The sequence below is a fragment of the Anaerocolumna chitinilytica genome (assembly GCF_014218355.1).
GTDB lineage: Bacteria > Bacillota > Clostridia > Lachnospirales > Lachnospiraceae > Anaerocolumna > Anaerocolumna chitinilytica.
The window spans coordinates 5,181,961-5,198,919 of the sequence record NZ_AP023368.1 but is presented as its reverse complement, the minus strand read 5'-3'; the positions used below and the strand labels follow the sequence as shown (position 1 = coordinate 5,198,919).

The window sequence follows — 16,959 nt, the reverse complement described above, 5'->3', positions numbered from 1 at the left end:
AAAGGAAAGAGGGACTGCTATGTTTTTACACTTACTTAAATATAGATTGAAAAGTCTTATAAGGGGAAAGAGCCTGATATTCTGGATATATGCTTTTCCTATTGTTCTAGGTACTTTTTTTAACCTGTCTTTTGGCAATATGCTAAAGGAGGATGAATTCAGCTTCTCCCCGGTGCCGGTAGCCTTTGTAGCAGAGGGAAATACCGATACTTCTTTTGAACAGATATTAGACGGCTTAAGTAAAGAAGGAGAAGACCAATTGTTTAAGCTGACGAAGACGGAGGATGGTAATGCAAAGGAGCTCTTAAACGATGGTAAAGTAGACGGTATTCTATATGCGTCACCTAAACTTTCCCTTACAGTTACCGGTGAGGGAGTTAATCAGACAATTATCAAATCCTTTCTGGAGCAATACCTGAAGGATAAAACCATCTATGAGCAGATAGGAAGCACACATCCGGAGAAGATGGAAGCTGCTATCAGTGTCCTGTCAAAAAACATCCAATTTAACAACGAAATATCCTTTTCTAATACGAAGATGAACAATCTGTCCCAGTACTTTTATGCGTTGATTGCTATGACTTGTTTATACGGCTCTTTTATTGGTACCGTATGTGTGGAAGACATACAGGCTAATCTTTCGGTAATCGGTGCCAGAAGAGGCATTGCCCCCACTCATAAGTTCAAAGCTATCCTGGCGGATTATATCGGTGGTGTGCTTGTTAATTTTTCCTCCGTTCTGCTGCTGTTCTTTTATCTGATAGTGATCTTGGGAATAGATTTTGGCACACGGATTCCATACATCCTGGTAACCGGATTACTGGGTTCTGTTATCGGAGTATCCTTCGGAACTTTCGTAGGAGCAATCAGTAAGATTCCAAGTCATCTAAAGGATGCCATAATCAGTGTCCTTTCCCTGGCACTTTCCTTCTTCAGCGGTCTGATGTTTAACAATATGAAAGATATCGTTGAGCATCATTTCCCGCTATTTAACAGGATTAATCCTGCCGCACTGATTACGGACTGTCTGTATTCTCTCAATATGTACGAGAGCTTTGACAGATTTTACAGTGATATTGCTATAATGGGCGTCATAGCTGCACTGCTTTTAGTTGGAACCTATTTCATGTTAAGGAGGACCCGTTATGCAAATATTCCTGGCATTTTTTAAAACACTAAAGATGCGTTCTGTCAGTCTTATTATTTATTTTGGTATCTTTTTGGTATTGGCGCTTATGATGTCCGGCAATGGGAAGTCCCAGACCGAGGCTGCATATAAGGACACCAAAGTGGATATTGCCGTACTGGACAGAGATCATTCCACACTCAGTAAAGGTCTTTATGATTATCTAAGCAGTACCCAGAATATGGTGGAAATAAAAGATGATAAAGAAACCATATCTGATGAGCTGTTCTTTCGGAATGTGGAGTATGTATTGATAATTAAAGAGGGTTTTGCCAATGGTATCAAAACCGGAAATTATGAAGCTGTGGTAGAGAATGTCAAAGTACCTCAAAGCATTGCCGGAAGGCTTCTTGACAATAAGATAAGCCAGTATCTTTCGGAATTGAGTACCTATGTGGTAGCAGGCTTTTCCGATGAAGAAGCAGTGCAAAATACGTTAAAAGCTTCTCAGATTACCGCAGAGGTTAATATGGTAAAAGCCGCGGGAAGCAATGTTGAGAAAAGTAATGCTTATTATTTTTACTTATTTATCCCCTATGTACTTATTGGTATGTTAATGAGCGGAATGGGCGGTATTCTGATTACTTTTCGAAAGAAAGACTTAAACTGGAGAATCAAATGTTCCTCCATAACCGAGTTAAAAAAGAACAGTATCCTGCTGTTGGCATGCGGAGTATTAAGCCTTATCTGCTGGTCTCTTTTTATCCTGCTGTCATTGGTTTTATATCATGGAGATATCTTAACGGGAAGAGGTGCTCTGTTTATTATTAACAGTCTGGTATTCCTGCTTGTAGCCATGAGTCTTATCTATATGGTAAGTTTTCTGGTAAAGAATCTGAATGCGCTGAATATGGCGGCTAATGTTATCAGCCTTGGATTAAGCTTTCTTGGTGGTATCTTTGTACCTCTTGAATACATGAGCAAAAGTGTGGTGCGATTTTCAAAGGTACTGCCCACCTACTGGTATGTTATGAATAATTCGGCTATCGATACTTTTACCAATACGGCAAAAGAGTATCATCTTATACTTCGCAACCTAGGGATTGAACTTTCCTTTGCAATTATCTTTTTTATAGCTGCGATTTATTTATCAAAATCAAGAACCCTGGCACAAAATGGGTGATAGGTAATGTTGTTAAAAGGTTCTGCCTGCAGCAAAGCTGCGGCGGAACTTTTTTTGATTGGAGTGATTACTTTGAAGCTTTATAAAGCAGCCTGTATTGTGTTGGTGTAAGACCTTCCTTTTTCTTAAATTGCCTAATAAAGTGCAAGTCACTCTCATAACCGCAAAGGTCAGACAGTACTTTTACCGGGATATCGGTGGTGGAAAGATAGAACTTCGCCCGTTCAATCCGAGCCAGGATTACTTCCTGCATACAGGAAATATGAAAAAATTCCTTGTAAAGATGCTGGAAGTAGGAGGGGCTTATATGAACAGATTCCGCCATCATATCCACCGTCCAGTTTCTGTGGGGGGTATTGTGTATATTCATCCGCAGAGCATTTATAATTGGATAATAACGGTCGTTCTTACTGCCGGAAGGATGACTGATAATAAGGGAATCCAGATTATAGAGCAGAAGACGCATGAGGCAATCTTTCATCTGTTCTTGGTGGAAGGACTCGGAGTGGCACTCCTTTACCAATAGACGTACATAATTAGACAGGGAATTCATATGGGGCAGATAGATTGGCTGGTTAAAAGGGATATGCAGAGCATCAAGAAATAAGGGTTCATCAATGAAGTCAAAATGAATCCAGTCATCATTGTAGAAATCCCCTGCGCTTTCATAATGAGTATAAGTATTTCTATCAAAAAGAATTGCCATATTCGGAGCGGTGGGGATTAACTTTCCATCAAATTCAAAAAAAGCATCGGTCTTTACCAGGAGCAGGATATAATTTGGCACACCGCTCTTTCGAAGCATACAAAATTTTGTTTTATGTCTTGAATCATGTCCGCAGTTTGTTACAGTAATCAAGTGATATCCTCCTGTTAAAATAGCAGAAAAAGTATGTTGATAATATTATAAAGCATTGTTCGGATAATGAAAAGAGATTATGATAAATGATAGCAAGAAAGTGATTTTGTGAAGGACCGTATACATGAAAAATAAGCTTCTGAAAGAGCTGGAAAGACATATAACAGGAGGTTACAATGCTTACAGAGAAAGATAAGAAGTGGGTTGAGGAAGTAACAGAAAAAATTAGAGAAAAAATGGATTGGGTCAGTGAGAAGTCTAAGGATAAGATTCCCTATACCACAGTGAACGGGACTCATGACAGCTATGATGACAGCGACAAACCCTACCGTATATCAGAAGGTTTGAACTGGTGGACTAACGGTTTTTGGGGCGGAATGCTTTGGCTTATGTACCATGAGACAGGAGAGGAAAAATATGCAGAAATAGCGCGAATTTCAGAAAAGAAGTTAGACCAGTGCTTTGCTGATTTTTATGGACTGCATCATGATGTAGGTTTTATGTGGTTGTTAACATCCGTTGCCGATTATAGACTGACAAAGGAAGAGGAGGCTAAAAAGCGAGGATTATTTGCAGCAGGGCTTTTAGCAGGGCGCTTTAATCCGGTTGGTAATTTCATCCGTGCCTGGAATGATTGGGGCAACGGCGGAGATAATACCGGTTGGGCAATTATTGACTGCATGATGAATGTACCGCTTTTATATTGGGCGTCTGAAGAAACTGGAGACCCCAGATTCCGCCATGTTGCTATGCTTCATGCAGATACTGCCATGAAAAACTTTGTAAGACCGGACGGCTCTTGTGAGCATATTGTAGAGTTTAATTCTGAAACCGGTGAAAAGGTGAGAATCTATGGCGGACAGGGTTATGAAGACGGTTCCTCCTGGACCAGAGGGCAGGCTTGGGGACTCTATGGCTTTGCCTTAAGCTATCTGCACACCCAAAAAGAGGATTATCTGAATACTGCCAAGAGAATAGCACATTATTTTATTGCAAATATTCCGGAGAACGGTTTGATTCCTATTGATTTCAGACAGCCGGCAGATGATTCCTGGGAAGATTCCTGTGCAGCGGCAATTGCTGCCTGTGGCTTGATTGAGATATCAAAAGCAGTAGGAGAGAGAGAAAAAGACTTATACTTAAATGCTGCCTTAAAGATGTTAAAGGCACTGGATGAAAAGCGGTGTGATTGGACAAAGAGCTGCGATTGTATGATACAGAACTGCTCTGAGGCTTATCATACCAATAAGCATATGAATATTATCTATGCAGATTATTTCTTTATGGAAGCGATCTTTAAGCTAAAAGGAAATGATATCTTTCTTTGGTAAAGGGAAATGATATCTTCCATTGGTAAATGAAATTTAGAGACGAATGAGAAATAACCCTGGGGAGCATGACTTGCTTTTCACACTGATTAGGACAAACAAGAGGATTTGCCGTAAACTGTGTATTAGCGTAAGTTATGTCCCCCAGGTTTTTTATTAAAGCGCTTTTCTTAAGCGATAATTTGGTTATTTTTTGTAGTGAAGTTTTTCTTTTTTAATATATTCAGAAATCAAATCTGCTTTATAGTTCTTCCATTTATTCTGAAAGTCAGCGGTATCTTCACCGGTATAATGAGTTTTCTTCGCATATTCTGCTTTTAAGTCATCCAGGTATTTGTTTGTGACGGAACTGCTTTTCATTGTATCCCGTATATATACCCAATAATTATCCTCCGAGCCAAAGCCTTTCATAAAAGCTATCATATCGTCTGCATTGGCGGCGGTTTTCATGGAGTCTTTTAGCTCTTTTATAGTATCATTAATTTCTGAATCCGAAACCGAATAACCTTCTTTTACAGCATGATAATAAAGGACCTTTGATTCCAGCAAGTCCTGTAAAGCCTCCTTTTCCGGGTCCTTGGAATGTTTGAGCTCATAAACTTTCACATGCAGATTATATTCCTTCTCTGTTATCTGTATATGCTTTCCCTTAGCGTAAAGAGAATTAGCCCCTGAGGTGTCATTATTTCTGCTGTTATCCCCTAATAACTTACCAAAGGTGAAAAAGTCAAAGCTATTGGAAGAATCATCTGGTTTGGATTGTACAGTATAGACCCTGGTGCCCACTAGTATAATCAGGACAAGTAATGGAAGAAGTATAAAAAGTTTTTTCTTCAGGGAAATACGATTCATGTTTAATCTCCTATACTTATTAGTTCTAAAATAATTAAATGCTACTTTAAGGATATACCATCCACTTTCCATTGACCGGCATCTTTTATTAAGAGAATATTTCCGCTGAAAGTAAATACCTTGGGAGGGCTGCTTTTGGTCTCGGCTTTCAGGATATACTGATATCGTATGGTTCCTGCATCAGCATCTAGCGATTTCAGCTTCACAGAAGAAACCTTAAGGTCGGAAGCTTCTCCTTGAACTTCTCCCGCAATTCTGGTTGGTATCCGGTTATTCATCAATGCCTCGTAGCCATTACCGGTCAATTGGGTATTATACTTTGTATGCAAGTAATCTGGAAGCACGTTGTTACTATCTGAACTTTGGTTCAGAGCATCTTTTATACCCTCACAATCCTGTCTGGTCAGACCGAAAGTGATAGTAAGAACCTCCTTTGCTATTGCATCTTGAGTATTGTTGTTTCTATTCACTATGATGAGGGTAACTATCGTTATTGTGAGAATCAGAATAATGGATGTAAAGATAATTAGTTTTCGATAGAAAGGCAGTTGTCTCATGAGAATTTTTTCCTTTACTTTCATAGAATGACTCTGTTAATCAAAAATCTTTTATGAGTGTATTCTATCACTGACTATGATAATAGTAAATAGTAACTTACAGATATTGACTTAAAATTGACAGAAAATTCTTGCTATGCTATAAATGATAAGATAATTGTATAAATTATACAATACGATTAGAAAGGGTATGGCGGTTTTATGAAAAGAATTCTATCAATAATTATTATGTCAGTATTAATAGTTTCTCCGGTTTATCATGTGAATTTCACTCCGGCAGTACATAACCAAAGCAGCAATAGCAACACTATCAGTACTATCAGTTCAAACAACCATGCTTCCATAGTACTATCTAAGAAATCTATCAAGAAAAAAAGTTCCGCCACTTATGTATACATAACCAGAACAGGGAAGAAGTATCATATCTCATCATGCAGATATCTAAGACAGAGTAAGATTAAGATTACCCTTAAAGAAGCAAAAGCAGAAGGCTATGAGCCTTGTAAAGTCTGTGATCCTCCCAGATAAAACACATCTTTTTAATACCTGTAAGGCCCTGAGATAGAGATTAACCGCTGAGTTTATCTGGGAAGAAAGAAAATATAGGGACTGTCGCAAAGTAAGCTAAACGGAGTTTATTCTGCTGCAGTCCCTTTTGGTACCGTTAAATCAGGTATCACTAACAGTTAGTAAAATTTTATTGATAAAGCTACTTATTATAATCAGGCATGCAAATCAATTCACTGTACCCATAACCTGGAACTCCCATAGAGAGTAACCGTAAGGCAGGGCTCTTTCAATTCCTCTGAATTTCACATACCGGGCATTCACCGGAGTTACGTTGTAGGTTTCGATTCCGCCTGTACCATTTGACTGGTTTAACAGGCTGTTATAATTCACACCATCCGTAGAGGTAAGGATTTCATATCTTTTTCCATAAGAAGCCTCCCAGTTTAGTATTAACTGGCTTATTTTGCAGCTGCTTCCGAGGTCCAGTATGAACCAGGCATCATCTGCAAAGTTAGAAGCCCATCTGGTGGCGGTGTTATTGTCTGTAAGATAGGATACTGGGAAAGCATCGCTTTCTGACCCGGAGCAAAGGAGGGATTTACCCTGTGCAACATTGGAGGAAGCAGTACCACCATCTGTTCCCTGGGTTACTCCATGAATATAGGTAAGCCACTGGGTATCAAGGGCTCCGCCGCCGGGGTTGTAAGTAAAGAAATATTTAATCGTATCACCGTTAGCCAGAGAATTCAGAGGATAGGTAAAGTTACCTTTTCCGTCGGAAGTCATGGCAACATTTATCTGGCCTCCGTTGTTTTTGATATAATGCAGGTCTGCAAAGGTTGCACCGTTTACATAGAATACCAGATTGTCTCCGGTCTTCTTAAGGCCTTTGACGGCATCTCCGATTGTAACAGTAGTTGGCGGCGGATTTGTAACGGTAACCGTACAGGAAGCCTGGTAACTGCCGTCTGCTGTTTTGGCGGTTATAACCGTATTTCCGGGAGCTACTGCAGTAACAATACCGCCTGCTACTGTTGCAACAGATGCGTTGCCGGTGGACCAGGTAACAGCCTTGTTGGTAGCATTGTTAGGAGTAACGGTGGGGGTAAGAGTAAGTGTACTTCCGGGTAAGAGAGAAGCACTGCTCTTATCCAGTGATATTCCGGTTACAGGAACAGTACCGGGGTTTTCACCGTTTGCTTCTTTATATACACGTACATAGTCTACCTGCATAGTAGCAGGGATATCACCTGCACTTGGTGCCAGACCGCCGTCGAAATTACCGCCGATGGCAAGATTCATAATTACATAGAACGGCTGATCAAAAGGTGCGTCTGTATTATTAGGGGCACCTACTGAATACCATTGGTCTTTTGTAACCTTTAAGAAGCATTTTCCGTCCACATACCATTTAAAATTATCATTTTCCCATACAACACTATATACATGGAAGTCATTCTGAAAGGTCTGACCGCTTGGAAATGCATATTCACCACTAATGTAACGGTTGGCTGGCCATTGACCACCAAAGTGCAGAGCACCGCTGGTGACACCGGGGATTCTTCCCTTTGCTTCCATAACATCTACTTCACCGGAGGCAGCCCATGCACCGTAACGGTCTTCTAAAGGCAGCATCCAAAGGGCTGGCCAGATACCGTTTCCGGTAGGAAGTTTTGCTCTGAAATCAATTCTTCCGCCCTGGAAGGAGAAAGAGTTCTTTGTGGTAATCTTACCGGAGGAATAAGTTGCATAGCGGGCAGGGTCCTGTGGGAAGGACTTGGGTTCATTGTAAGCGGTGATATTTAATTTCCCATCTGAAAGGTAGATGTTCTTAGTACTGTCCGTATAATATTCCAACTCATTATTTCCCCAGCCCCAGCTGTTAGGGTCATCACTCATATAATAGCCGGTATTATAAGACCATTTACTGGTATCGAGAGAAGAACTGCTGAATTCATCATGCCAGATAAGGTTTAAACCACTGATAGCTGGATTGTCCGTAGTACCAAGGGGGATATTGCCAAGGTCTGATACATCGGGACGAGGTGCATTAGGGTTACCAATAAAAGTATAGTAAATATAGTTACTGCCGATGGCACCGCCCTTTTGGCCATTTAAAGGATAGCCGATACGAATGTCCATATTGACCTGAATTGGCTGAAACCACAGGCCGTAAATATGATCGGCAAAATATCCCCATTGGTTGGCATCGGATAGGCTGTTATAGCCATTTGACTGATAGCGGAAGCCGCTCTTGCTATAGTCCCCAAGGTCTACCCATACACCGTTCATTTTGATTTCATATACAAAGTTATCAAGCTCTGATTTTACCGGTGCACCACCGTCAATCTTAGGCAAGGGAACGCCAATGGCACCGGTCTCACCGGCCGTATACTGTGTAGCGTCATAAGCGGTAAGCTGATAAGTATTTCTTACAGGAGTATTGTAATTAATGGTATAGATAAGAGAAGCACCGGAGGAAGCGGAAACCAATTTCACATTTATGGATTGGTTTACGATAAACCAATACCCACCGCCGCCATCGGTAAACTGTCCAAAGTTACTGTCATAAATCCAGCCGCTGGCTGCATTGTTATCAATGCTTGTCCACTCACTGCTGTTGACCGGTTTTACAAAGAGTCTTAAATCCTCTGCGACGGCGGCATAAGGAACGGAAGCAGAACCATTAAAGATTGGATAGGTAAAGCCGCAGCCTCCCGTTGCATCGGCAGTGATAGCAGGCCCTTGGGTAAAGGCCATGGAAGTAATCGTAGCCTTTGGTATGCTGGTAAATTCCAAAGTATAATTCAGTGTTATACCATTCTGGCGGGAAGCAAGCTGAATATAGGTAGTCTTTGACACGGTGAACCAATAACCGTTAAAGCCCCCATCACTCCAGTTTCCCCAGTTCTGGTTGTAAACAAAATCCGTGCTGTCGATATCGACCCAGTTTCCGTTCACCTTTACATTGACCTTCAGGTCGGAAGCCACATCCTGCCAGGTTGCGGCACCACCGTTAAAAACAGGCATAACAAAACCATAACTTGCTTGTCCTACGCCGGAGTGTGAGATAACCGGACCGTCTGATGCTGAAAAATATGCCATAGATGTAATCACTGTCTGCGCTGCCTGAACTTTCCCCGTAGTCCCTATAACCGGCAGATATGACCCTAAGGCAATCATTGCCACTGCTAGAATAATACTTAGCAGTTTTTGTTTCAACCCCTTGTGTTTCCTTTGAAAATGCTGCATAAAATACCCTCCTTATTAATATTGATAGTGAATTGTAAACTCCAACCTAGTAAAAAGGTGCAGGCATGTTATTCTGCCTGCACCCTGTTGCTCTGTTACCAATATTATACAGTAGAAATTAAATAGAATAAAGTGCAAATTTTGGAAATAGTAAATAAAAACTGTTTTTATTAGAAATATTTTTTGGAAAGAATACAAAGTAATGGGAATTATCTGATAGTAAGCCGCCACCTATTCCGGTGGTCGATCCATCGGCATTATGTTTGAAAACAGAAAGAAAAATCCAGGTGGCTTATAAAATGGAAAGTAATTTCAGAAAGAGCTGAGAATATTGAAAAGGAAGACAACAGGAGATATAATAACTGCAACAAAACAACATACAATATCGAGGATAATAAATATGAATGGAAAAGATGTAATGCATATTGCTGATTCCCTGGAGAAACCAATAACAAATCTTGAATTCACCAACAGCGGACGGTAGAGACAATGACGGTCCTGCCTATGTGGTTTATTCAAAAATCGGATATAACAGAGAATGAAAAAATTGTTGATACAGCAGAATTTGAAGGAATGTATGCGAAGAAGGACAGCAGTAACCTTAGTATGTATCAGGACTATTCCATTGATTTTCCCGATGATATCAAAAAGGATAGAAGGGGTGAAGATTCCGCCGATAATTGGGAAGAAATCACGCTATATAATACCAATGGGGATATCTATTTAAACAATATTCTTATAGAGGATGCAAAACTGTACTCACCCGAAGGAGAATATACATGGACAAAGGAAGGGACCAATGACCGTTTTATGTGGCACCATACCCAGTATAAGAAAATTGATTATGCATGTACAAGAATACGGGAACAGAAAATGGACAGTGAGCTTCTTTTGGATTTGGATATGAATCACCGTTAGAGGAAGAGAGGAATCTGGCCATGAGTGAACGAATAAAAAAAGAGTATTTTCCGGAAGAATTAAGCATCCGATTATCAGGCCGTACACTATACCGTGACAATGCTCTTTATTTATTACATGGGGCAAGCTTTCTGGAATTTGAATTTGAAGGCAGGCTGCTTGAAGCGGAGTTGGAATCGGAAGGTGGAAATGAAGATTACTAGGCATGGGTTGGCGTTTATGCGGATGATATGAATAATCCCTGCCGGCGGGTTAATCTGAAAGGCGGAAGACTACGGTATCCCTTGTGGGAAAGTGATAAAACGAAGGCTTTTCAGACAACTTATCTGGAATTTTTAAGGTATTTATAAGAAGTACTCATAAAAACAAGCCGATTACCTGTACCTCCAATGCCTTAACGGACCTGTTGACCTGAAATTGAGGCAGCGGTTGAAACAATGCAAAAAGAAGAGCAGGACGAACTTATTTTTCATATGGCCTTTTCGCAGCAGGAGGCGGAAGACGGGGAAGGAGCAGTTGGTCACCCATCATTAATAAGACTGAAAAAATGGCGGAGCAATTAGCTGACTGGATCAGAAGGAAAGGAATTCTTTCTGATATTAGTTGAATTTTAGTTTTTTCTCTTTGAGATATAATAGAATCAGGTTTTCATGTAATTTGTACGTCTGATATAGGTCAAAACTTAATACAGTTGATTTTGAATACCAAATAAGCAGAGGCTGGAAGCTGAATTTAAAGGAGGTTACTATCATGAATTATATAGGAATAGATATCGGAGGAACACAGGTTAAAATAGGAATTGTGGATGAACATGGAGCAGTGGGTAAATCCTCAGCCTATGATGTGGCTTTTGATGGCTATGATACTCCTATCATTGATACGGTGATTACTAAATTATCTGAGTTCATGCAGGAAAATAGGCTGGATAACAATCGGATACGCGGAATCGGTGTGTCGGCAACCGGACAGATAGATACAAAGGAAGGAAAGGTAGCCGGAGCAGCCGGACATATCAAAAACTGGGAAGGCTGCAATATACGGGAATGCATCAAAAAGGTATATCCCGGGCCTGTCACTGTTATGAATGATGCTAACTGTGCAGCGTTGGCAGAACAGTGGATTGGTGGGGTAAAAGATGCCCAGGATGCTGTCGTTGTTACCATTGGGACAGGTGTTGGTGGCGGAATTATCGCAAATGCAGAAATTCTATGCGGAACTGCCGGAGGTGCCGGAGAAATAGGACATTTTACCATCCACAATAACGGAAAAAGATGCAGCTGCGGCAACAGAGGCTGCTATGAACAATATGCTTCTACAACTGCACTGGTAAGAATGGTGAATCAAGCGCAGAAAGCGGGAAGATTGAAAAGCGGCCTGATGAATAGCTGTGATATAAACGGCTATACAATTTTCGAAGTAGCGGGCAGAGACAGCTATCTGGATGAAATTCTTGATAAATGGATTGGCTATGTTGCGGACGGACTTGCCAGCATTATACATATATTCAGTCCCAAGGTAGTATTAATAGGCGGGGGTGTGAGCGCACAACAGGAAAAGTTTATAGAGCCTTTACGGATTAAGGTATTGAGCCGTATTATGCCCACCTATGCAAAAACAGTGGTAATTGAAGCTGCAACACTTGGGAATGCCGCGGGTATGATCGGAGCAGTTTATTATTGCATAAAGCATGGGAAAGCTTAAAGAATCGGTCCTATTTTTCATTTTGGGTCACGTTTAATGCGGATAGGGTCTCCTTGTGCTTTTGGGCTTTGAAAAAGGAGTCATTTTCAAAATAATAGGTATAGAAGACGTCTATCATAACCAATATAGGAAATTGAGGTGAAATCATTGTACCGCTGTCCAAATCCTTGGACATAGCAACATAGAGCACTTCGTCACAATATTCACTTTCTTTCACATTCTTATTGGCAGTTATCAGCACAACCTTTGCATTCCGTTTTTTTGCCAGACGGATGCTTGCAAGGATTTCCTTTGTTTTCCCGCTTAAAGATATGGCAATCACCAGGTTTTCTTCATCCACCAGGGCAGAATTCATTTGTATCATCTGAGAATCCGTAATGGCCTCCACATACAGCCCGGTCCGCATAAAGCGGAGTCTGAACTCATTGGCCACAAAGCCGGAGCTTCCCATTCCATACACACAGACTCTTTTACACTGGTTGACCAGGTTAGCAATGCGTTTCATCTGGGGTTCATCTAGCAGTTCATAGCTTTCATCGAATAATTTCAGGTAATTATCATGAACCCGCATTGCCAAAGCGCTGAAATCTTTTTCCTGCACACTGACAGACAGGTCTTTCTTATAATCAAAAATAAACTCCCGGAATCCTTTATAGCTGCATTTTTTGGCAAAACGGGATAAGGTTGCTTCCGAAACATATAAAAGCTTGGAGATATTTCTGGAATTGAAATCAATTACTTTTGAATTGCTCAGGAAAAAATCCGCTACGCTTTTTTCAACAGGTGTCAGTTCATCATAAATTTTTAGAATGTTCTGTTTTACTTTTTTGAGAGTATATTTCATAATTCTTTGGCATCCTTCTATTTGAAAGTAACTTTCTATCGTAAAATACCCGTGTATTTTGCAAGTTCACTTGCAAAACTGCCTAACTTATATCTGATTATATCCGAAATAATGCATCTCTACAAGACACCGACAATATGAATTATGCCTATTTCTGAAAATTGGTTACTGTTCACTCTCCACATTAATTCATTATGAAATGTGACGAAATTTAATTTTTTATATTTTGTGGATAACAAGCTTGAGGAAGATAATTGGGTTTATGGTTATCTTCCTCATTTCTTTTTGATGGAATTTATCCACATCCAAGGTTTAATCACTCGAATATTTGATGGATTCAGACACTTTTTTTCATTTTTTATTCATGTATAATGACATTATCCACCATCAAATTGCCAATACTGAAACAACCGCAAATTCGCATTTTACAAGGATTTATGATATACTTTTGTCAGAAAGCGAGGACGATTTACGACCCAAAAGTTTAATAATAATTTCGATATTCGAGATAAGGTGATTTTAGGCCTTGAAAAAGAGAATAAAATACAACAAGAACTTATCAAACAATAAAAAATCGGAAGATCAGGTGTCCGAATTAACAAGATTAATGGAAAAAATTTTAAAAGCGTGTCAGAAAAGCTAATCGAATGAAATACTTCCTTTGAATACATCACCACTCTTGAATATCGTCTAAAAACAGCCATCACAGTAGTGAGAGCCTTAAAGTCTGGCGATAAGTATATCAAAATGCAGGAAGAATACCTGAAAGAACTCCGTAATTTAGAACGTATCATCAAGAGATTAGAGGAAGAACTATCAATTGTCCATAGGGAGACTATCACGGTCCGCAATCAGTGGTTTGAAATTTTTGAAAAAATCCAGAAGGAATTCGAACACAAACTGAGCATTTCCAAAAAGTAAATAAACAGCTGGAAAAGAGAGCATTAAGCACAGAGCGACAGTTAGCTGATTTATGAAATAAAGTAACAGAAAGAGACATAAACTATATAACTTAGAAACAGAATTGGAAAAAGAAAAGGGGAAGAATTTGAAATTGAGAGAACAAAATAACCGAGACTATTCCCTGCCGGAGTTGTGGATGACGCGAATTATGAGGGAAGTATCTAAGCTTTTTTGTTCCTGTTTAATAATGAATGCTGTACTTCTATTGATATTTTTGTCTGACCTAACAGGCGGACAGCTTAACATATCAAAAGGCATGATAAATAAAATCAGTAAAGAGTTTACCCAAAATCAGAACAGGAATGAAAAACAATGTTTGCAGATATGCTGCTGTCGCAGGTCATGCATACCGACTGCACCAATGCAAAGGTGAATGGGAAAAGTGTATATGTATTTGCAACACCAGACGGGAAAGTCATGTACTTTGCCCGTGAGAAAAAAGGGCACGAAGGAGTAAAATCTGCTGTGGTTGAAGAATACCAAGGAACTCTGTTTTATGATCATGAAAGCACTTTTTTCAACTATGGCAGCGATCATCAGGAGTGTCTTGCACATGTCTTACGTTATCGCAAAGACAGCATGGGTAATGAGTCTGACCGCACATGGAATAAACAGATACATTCACTAATACGGAAAATGATTCATTATCGAAATAATCTTCCACCTGAAACAGATTGCAGTATGCGATTACAGAATTCCCACAACCAATAATGAAGCCGAAAGGCTTCTAAGAGGCTATAAACGAAAACAGGCGCAGGCCATGTCATTCCGGAGTCAAGCGAGTATTGATTATCTCTGTCAATGCATGAGCATGTTGGTTATGATTCGCAGAAATGAAGAGCAGAATGTATTAGATAGAGTATCCATAACCTTTGGATAAGATAAAACCGATGGCTTTGACTGAAATCAGTCTTCACCTTCGGCTTTTTTAGTTCAAGGTCACCTCTGAACAGTAACAGAAATAGAGAAGACTATACCATGCTAATGTGGATAACATTCCAAAAATCCAGCGAAAAAGTGGCTATTTATCAGCAAATAAAAATAGTTGTATGTTGTATGATCAAATAAAATTTATGAGAGCGTAAAAAATATTGTGTCCGAAGCTAAGATTAGATAACAAAAATCTGCTTCTTGGTAAGTATAAAATATGTATCCTATGTCCAACTATATGTTCATTTATAGGTTATCCATTTAATGGTTAATTATTCATGTTTATTTATTTTCAGGCACATCAAGTAAATATAGGCGCTGCCCACACCCGACCTCTGGAATAAATATGAGTTACACGTCAATAATTATAATACCGACGGAATTATGGTTACCGGTGCATAGGTTCAGATTATTGAACCTTACGCCGGTTACTTTTTCTGTTTATAGGTACTGAGCCAGTCGGTCATTAAACAGGAGTCCAAGTTGGCTTAATACCATATCTCAATTCCGGTAGCATTGTGTCCATTTTTTTATCACATTCATGGACGCAAAGTACAGCATTTTTTCAAGGGATGTGTCATTTGTAAAAGAACTTTTTGTCTTTGTAACTTTTCGAAACTGACGGTTCAGCCCCTCAATGATATTCGTAGTATTATACCGATTTCAGCGTAACACGATTTATGCCGATATTTTGGGGATATTCCGTATCTGTGCGGATTCCCAGAAAAATATCGGCATAGTTTTATCCTTCCATTACTTTTTTCTGCATAATCCTCCATGCTTAATTCAAAAAAGTAAAGAAACCAATGATAATGTATGATGAAATGAGACTTGTAGAGTTGATTTAGATAATTCTGGAGACGCTGGAACAAAAAAAATACAGCCAAAGAACCATCAAGAATTACCGTATCCGCTTCAAACATTTATTGCACATAGCGAAAGGAATGGGCACAGTCTACCCATCAGAGGAATTATTCAACAGCTTCCTGAATGAAGCCATAAATCCGGAATCCGGGAAATCAAATATCCTGAAGATGCGAACCTATAGCAGATGTATAAACTTGTTGACATCTGTTATGGAAAGTGGGGTTTAAGACTGTTCCCCAAAAAAGCAGGGAGATATTTCAGCGCCGGTAGATGAGCCAGAATTCTGTTTACTACTTGAAGATTTTTTACATCAGTTGACTAAAAAGGCCTGAATGATAACACTATCTGCAGATATAAACGCATAGTTTCTATTTTCTCATTTTCTGCCAGGAGAAAGGATACACTGACCTTGGCGATATCAAGACCAATGATGTCACTAAATTTATTATGTCTATCTATCGGAACGACTATTTCAAACCAACTACTATTACCAGTAAATTGTCTGGTTTCCGACAGTTTCTGTCTGCTCACGACCATACAAATCAGTTACTACTGGAACTGCCATCACGCCTCCCTAACGAGAGAAAGATCATTGAAGTTTATAATGAACAGGAACTCATAGCCATTAATAATACCCTATCCTCAGATTCCTTATCCGAAAGGGATATAGCCATATCTAAGCTGCTTATGGAGACCGGGCTGCGAGGTATCAATGTCTGTGAGCTGAAACTGACAGATATTTACTGGGACAAGGATATCATCAGTATTATTCAGGATAAAACGAAACAGCCACTGAATATCCCTCTTAGGAATTCATATGGTAATGCTATTGCAGATTCTGAACGAACGTCCCGACAATGATTCAGAGTACCTATTCTTAAGGAGCCTGGCACCATATGAAAAACTGGAAGGGACGGGTGCGGTATGGTATATTCCGATGCTGGTGGAAGCGAAGGCGGATATCCGTAAAGAAGGCAGAATGACCGGAAGTCTTTTTACCCGACACAACGCCGCTTCAACAGTGCTCCGGTCAGAAAGCGGGGTGTATGAGGATGGAGAATAAAAATCT

The 16,959-nt window shown here is 39.8% G+C and carries 16 protein-coding genes and 1 pseudogene; 11 read left to right on the top strand and 6 right to left on the bottom strand.

Annotation, left to right across the window (positions count from 1 at the left end; genetic code table 11):
• The first annotated feature begins 19 nt into the window (after nucleotides 1-19).
• Both bsdcttw_RS22855 and bsdcttw_RS22850 read left to right on the top strand, forming a co-directional pair.
• Nucleotides 20-1,171 (top strand): ABC transporter permease, encoded by a 1,152-nt coding sequence (locus bsdcttw_RS22855; RefSeq protein ID WP_185257068.1) that lies wholly within the window; start codon nucleotides 20-22, stop codon nucleotides 1,169-1,171.
• On the top strand, nucleotides 1,146-2,309 hold the full coding sequence (locus bsdcttw_RS22850; protein WP_185257067.1) for an ABC transporter permease: 1,164 nt from the start codon (nucleotides 1,146-1,148) through the stop codon (nucleotides 2,307-2,309). Before bsdcttw_RS22855 ends, bsdcttw_RS22850 begins: the two co-directional genes overlap by 26 nt.
• 67 nt (nucleotides 2,310-2,376) lie before the next feature.
• Here bsdcttw_RS22850 and bsdcttw_RS22845 read toward each other — a convergent pair whose 3' ends face one another.
• The gene (locus bsdcttw_RS22845; protein WP_185257066.1) at nucleotides 2,377-3,168 is read right to left on the bottom strand and encodes a helix-turn-helix transcriptional regulator; all 792 of its coding nucleotides are present in this window, start codon (nucleotides 3,166-3,168) and stop codon (nucleotides 2,377-2,379) included.
• A 176-nt stretch (nucleotides 3,169-3,344) separates the two neighbouring features.
• Here bsdcttw_RS22845 and bsdcttw_RS22840 point away from each other — a divergent pair, with 176 nt between their 5' ends.
• Complete coding sequence (locus tag bsdcttw_RS22840) at nucleotides 3,345-4,499, top strand: glycoside hydrolase family 88 protein (protein ID WP_185257065.1); 1,155 nt, start codon at nucleotides 3,345-3,347, stop codon at nucleotides 4,497-4,499.
• Nucleotides 4,500-4,682: 183 nt separating this feature from the next.
• Here the strand turns inward: bsdcttw_RS22840 and bsdcttw_RS22835 are convergent, their stop codons facing one another.
• A complete protein-coding gene (locus bsdcttw_RS22835; protein WP_185257064.1) occupies nucleotides 4,683-5,348 on the bottom strand; it encodes a hypothetical protein in 666 nt (221 codons plus the stop codon).
• Between the two features lie 41 nt (nucleotides 5,349-5,389).
• Nucleotides 5,390-5,929, bottom strand: coding sequence for a hypothetical protein (locus bsdcttw_RS22830; RefSeq protein WP_185257063.1), 540 nt, complete (start codon nucleotides 5,927-5,929; stop codon nucleotides 5,390-5,392).
• Nucleotides 5,930-6,106: 177 nt separating this feature from the next.
• Between bsdcttw_RS22830 and bsdcttw_RS22825 the strand changes: the two genes are divergently transcribed.
• Nucleotides 6,107-6,433 carry a hypothetical protein gene (locus bsdcttw_RS22825; RefSeq protein WP_207726458.1) on the top strand — a complete coding sequence of 109 codons (327 nt, stop codon included), beginning with the start codon at nucleotides 6,107-6,109 and terminating at the stop codon, nucleotides 6,431-6,433.
• A 207-nt stretch (nucleotides 6,434-6,640) separates the two neighbouring features.
• Here the strand turns inward: bsdcttw_RS22825 and bsdcttw_RS22820 are convergent, their stop codons facing one another.
• The gene (locus bsdcttw_RS22820) at nucleotides 6,641-9,667 is read right to left on the bottom strand and encodes a family 16 glycosylhydrolase (protein WP_197979813.1); all 3,027 of its coding nucleotides are present in this window, start codon (nucleotides 9,665-9,667) and stop codon (nucleotides 6,641-6,643) included.
• A 331-nt stretch (nucleotides 9,668-9,998) separates the two neighbouring features.
• Here bsdcttw_RS22820 and bsdcttw_RS22815 point away from each other — a divergent pair, with 331 nt between their 5' ends.
• From bsdcttw_RS22815 to bsdcttw_RS22800, 4 genes are all read left to right on the top strand, one after another.
• Entirely contained in the window at nucleotides 9,999-10,151 is a 153-nt protein-coding gene (locus bsdcttw_RS22815) for a hypothetical protein (protein WP_185257061.1), read from the top strand.
• Nucleotides 10,152-10,171: 20 nt separating this feature from the next.
• Complete coding sequence (locus tag bsdcttw_RS22810; protein WP_185257060.1) at nucleotides 10,172-10,585, top strand: hypothetical protein; 414 nt, start codon at nucleotides 10,172-10,174, stop codon at nucleotides 10,583-10,585.
• A 20-nt stretch (nucleotides 10,586-10,605) separates the two neighbouring features.
• The gene (locus tag bsdcttw_RS22805) at nucleotides 10,606-10,788 is read left to right on the top strand and encodes a hypothetical protein (protein ID WP_185257059.1); all 183 of its coding nucleotides are present in this window, start codon (nucleotides 10,606-10,608) and stop codon (nucleotides 10,786-10,788) included.
• A gap of 547 nt (nucleotides 10,789-11,335) precedes the next feature.
• Nucleotides 11,336-12,286 carry an ROK family protein gene (locus bsdcttw_RS22800; RefSeq protein WP_225903735.1) on the top strand — a complete coding sequence of 317 codons (951 nt, stop codon included), beginning with the start codon at nucleotides 11,336-11,338 and terminating at the stop codon, nucleotides 12,284-12,286.
• 10 nt (nucleotides 12,287-12,296) lie between these two features.
• Here the strand turns inward: bsdcttw_RS22800 and bsdcttw_RS22795 are convergent, their stop codons facing one another.
• Nucleotides 12,297-13,130, bottom strand: coding sequence for a MurR/RpiR family transcriptional regulator (locus bsdcttw_RS22795; RefSeq protein WP_185257058.1), 834 nt, complete (start codon nucleotides 13,128-13,130; stop codon nucleotides 12,297-12,299).
• Between the two features lie 1,275 nt (nucleotides 13,131-14,405).
• On the opposite strand from bsdcttw_RS22795, the gene bsdcttw_RS25140 reads away from it, so the two are divergent.
• Entirely contained in the window at nucleotides 14,406-14,804 is a 399-nt protein-coding gene (locus bsdcttw_RS25140; RefSeq protein WP_225903734.1) for an IS66 family transposase, read from the top strand.
• A 720-nt stretch (nucleotides 14,805-15,524) separates the two neighbouring features.
• Here the strand turns inward: bsdcttw_RS25140 and bsdcttw_RS22785 are convergent.
• Nucleotides 15,525-15,674: pseudogene (locus bsdcttw_RS22785) on the bottom strand (transposase); the annotation flags it as partial.
• A 663-nt stretch (nucleotides 15,675-16,337) separates the two neighbouring features.
• On the opposite strand from bsdcttw_RS22785, the gene bsdcttw_RS22775 reads away from it, so the two are divergent.
• Both bsdcttw_RS22775 and bsdcttw_RS22770 read left to right on the top strand, forming a co-directional pair.
• Entirely contained in the window at nucleotides 16,338-16,751 is a 414-nt protein-coding gene (locus tag bsdcttw_RS22775; protein WP_185257057.1) for a tyrosine-type recombinase/integrase, read from the top strand.
• On the top strand, nucleotides 16,708-16,953 hold the full coding sequence (locus tag bsdcttw_RS22770; RefSeq protein WP_185257056.1) for a site-specific integrase: 246 nt from the start codon (nucleotides 16,708-16,710) through the stop codon (nucleotides 16,951-16,953). The genes bsdcttw_RS22775 and bsdcttw_RS22770 overlap by 44 nt, the downstream gene beginning before the upstream one ends.
• Nucleotides 16,954-16,959: the final 6 nt, after the last annotated feature.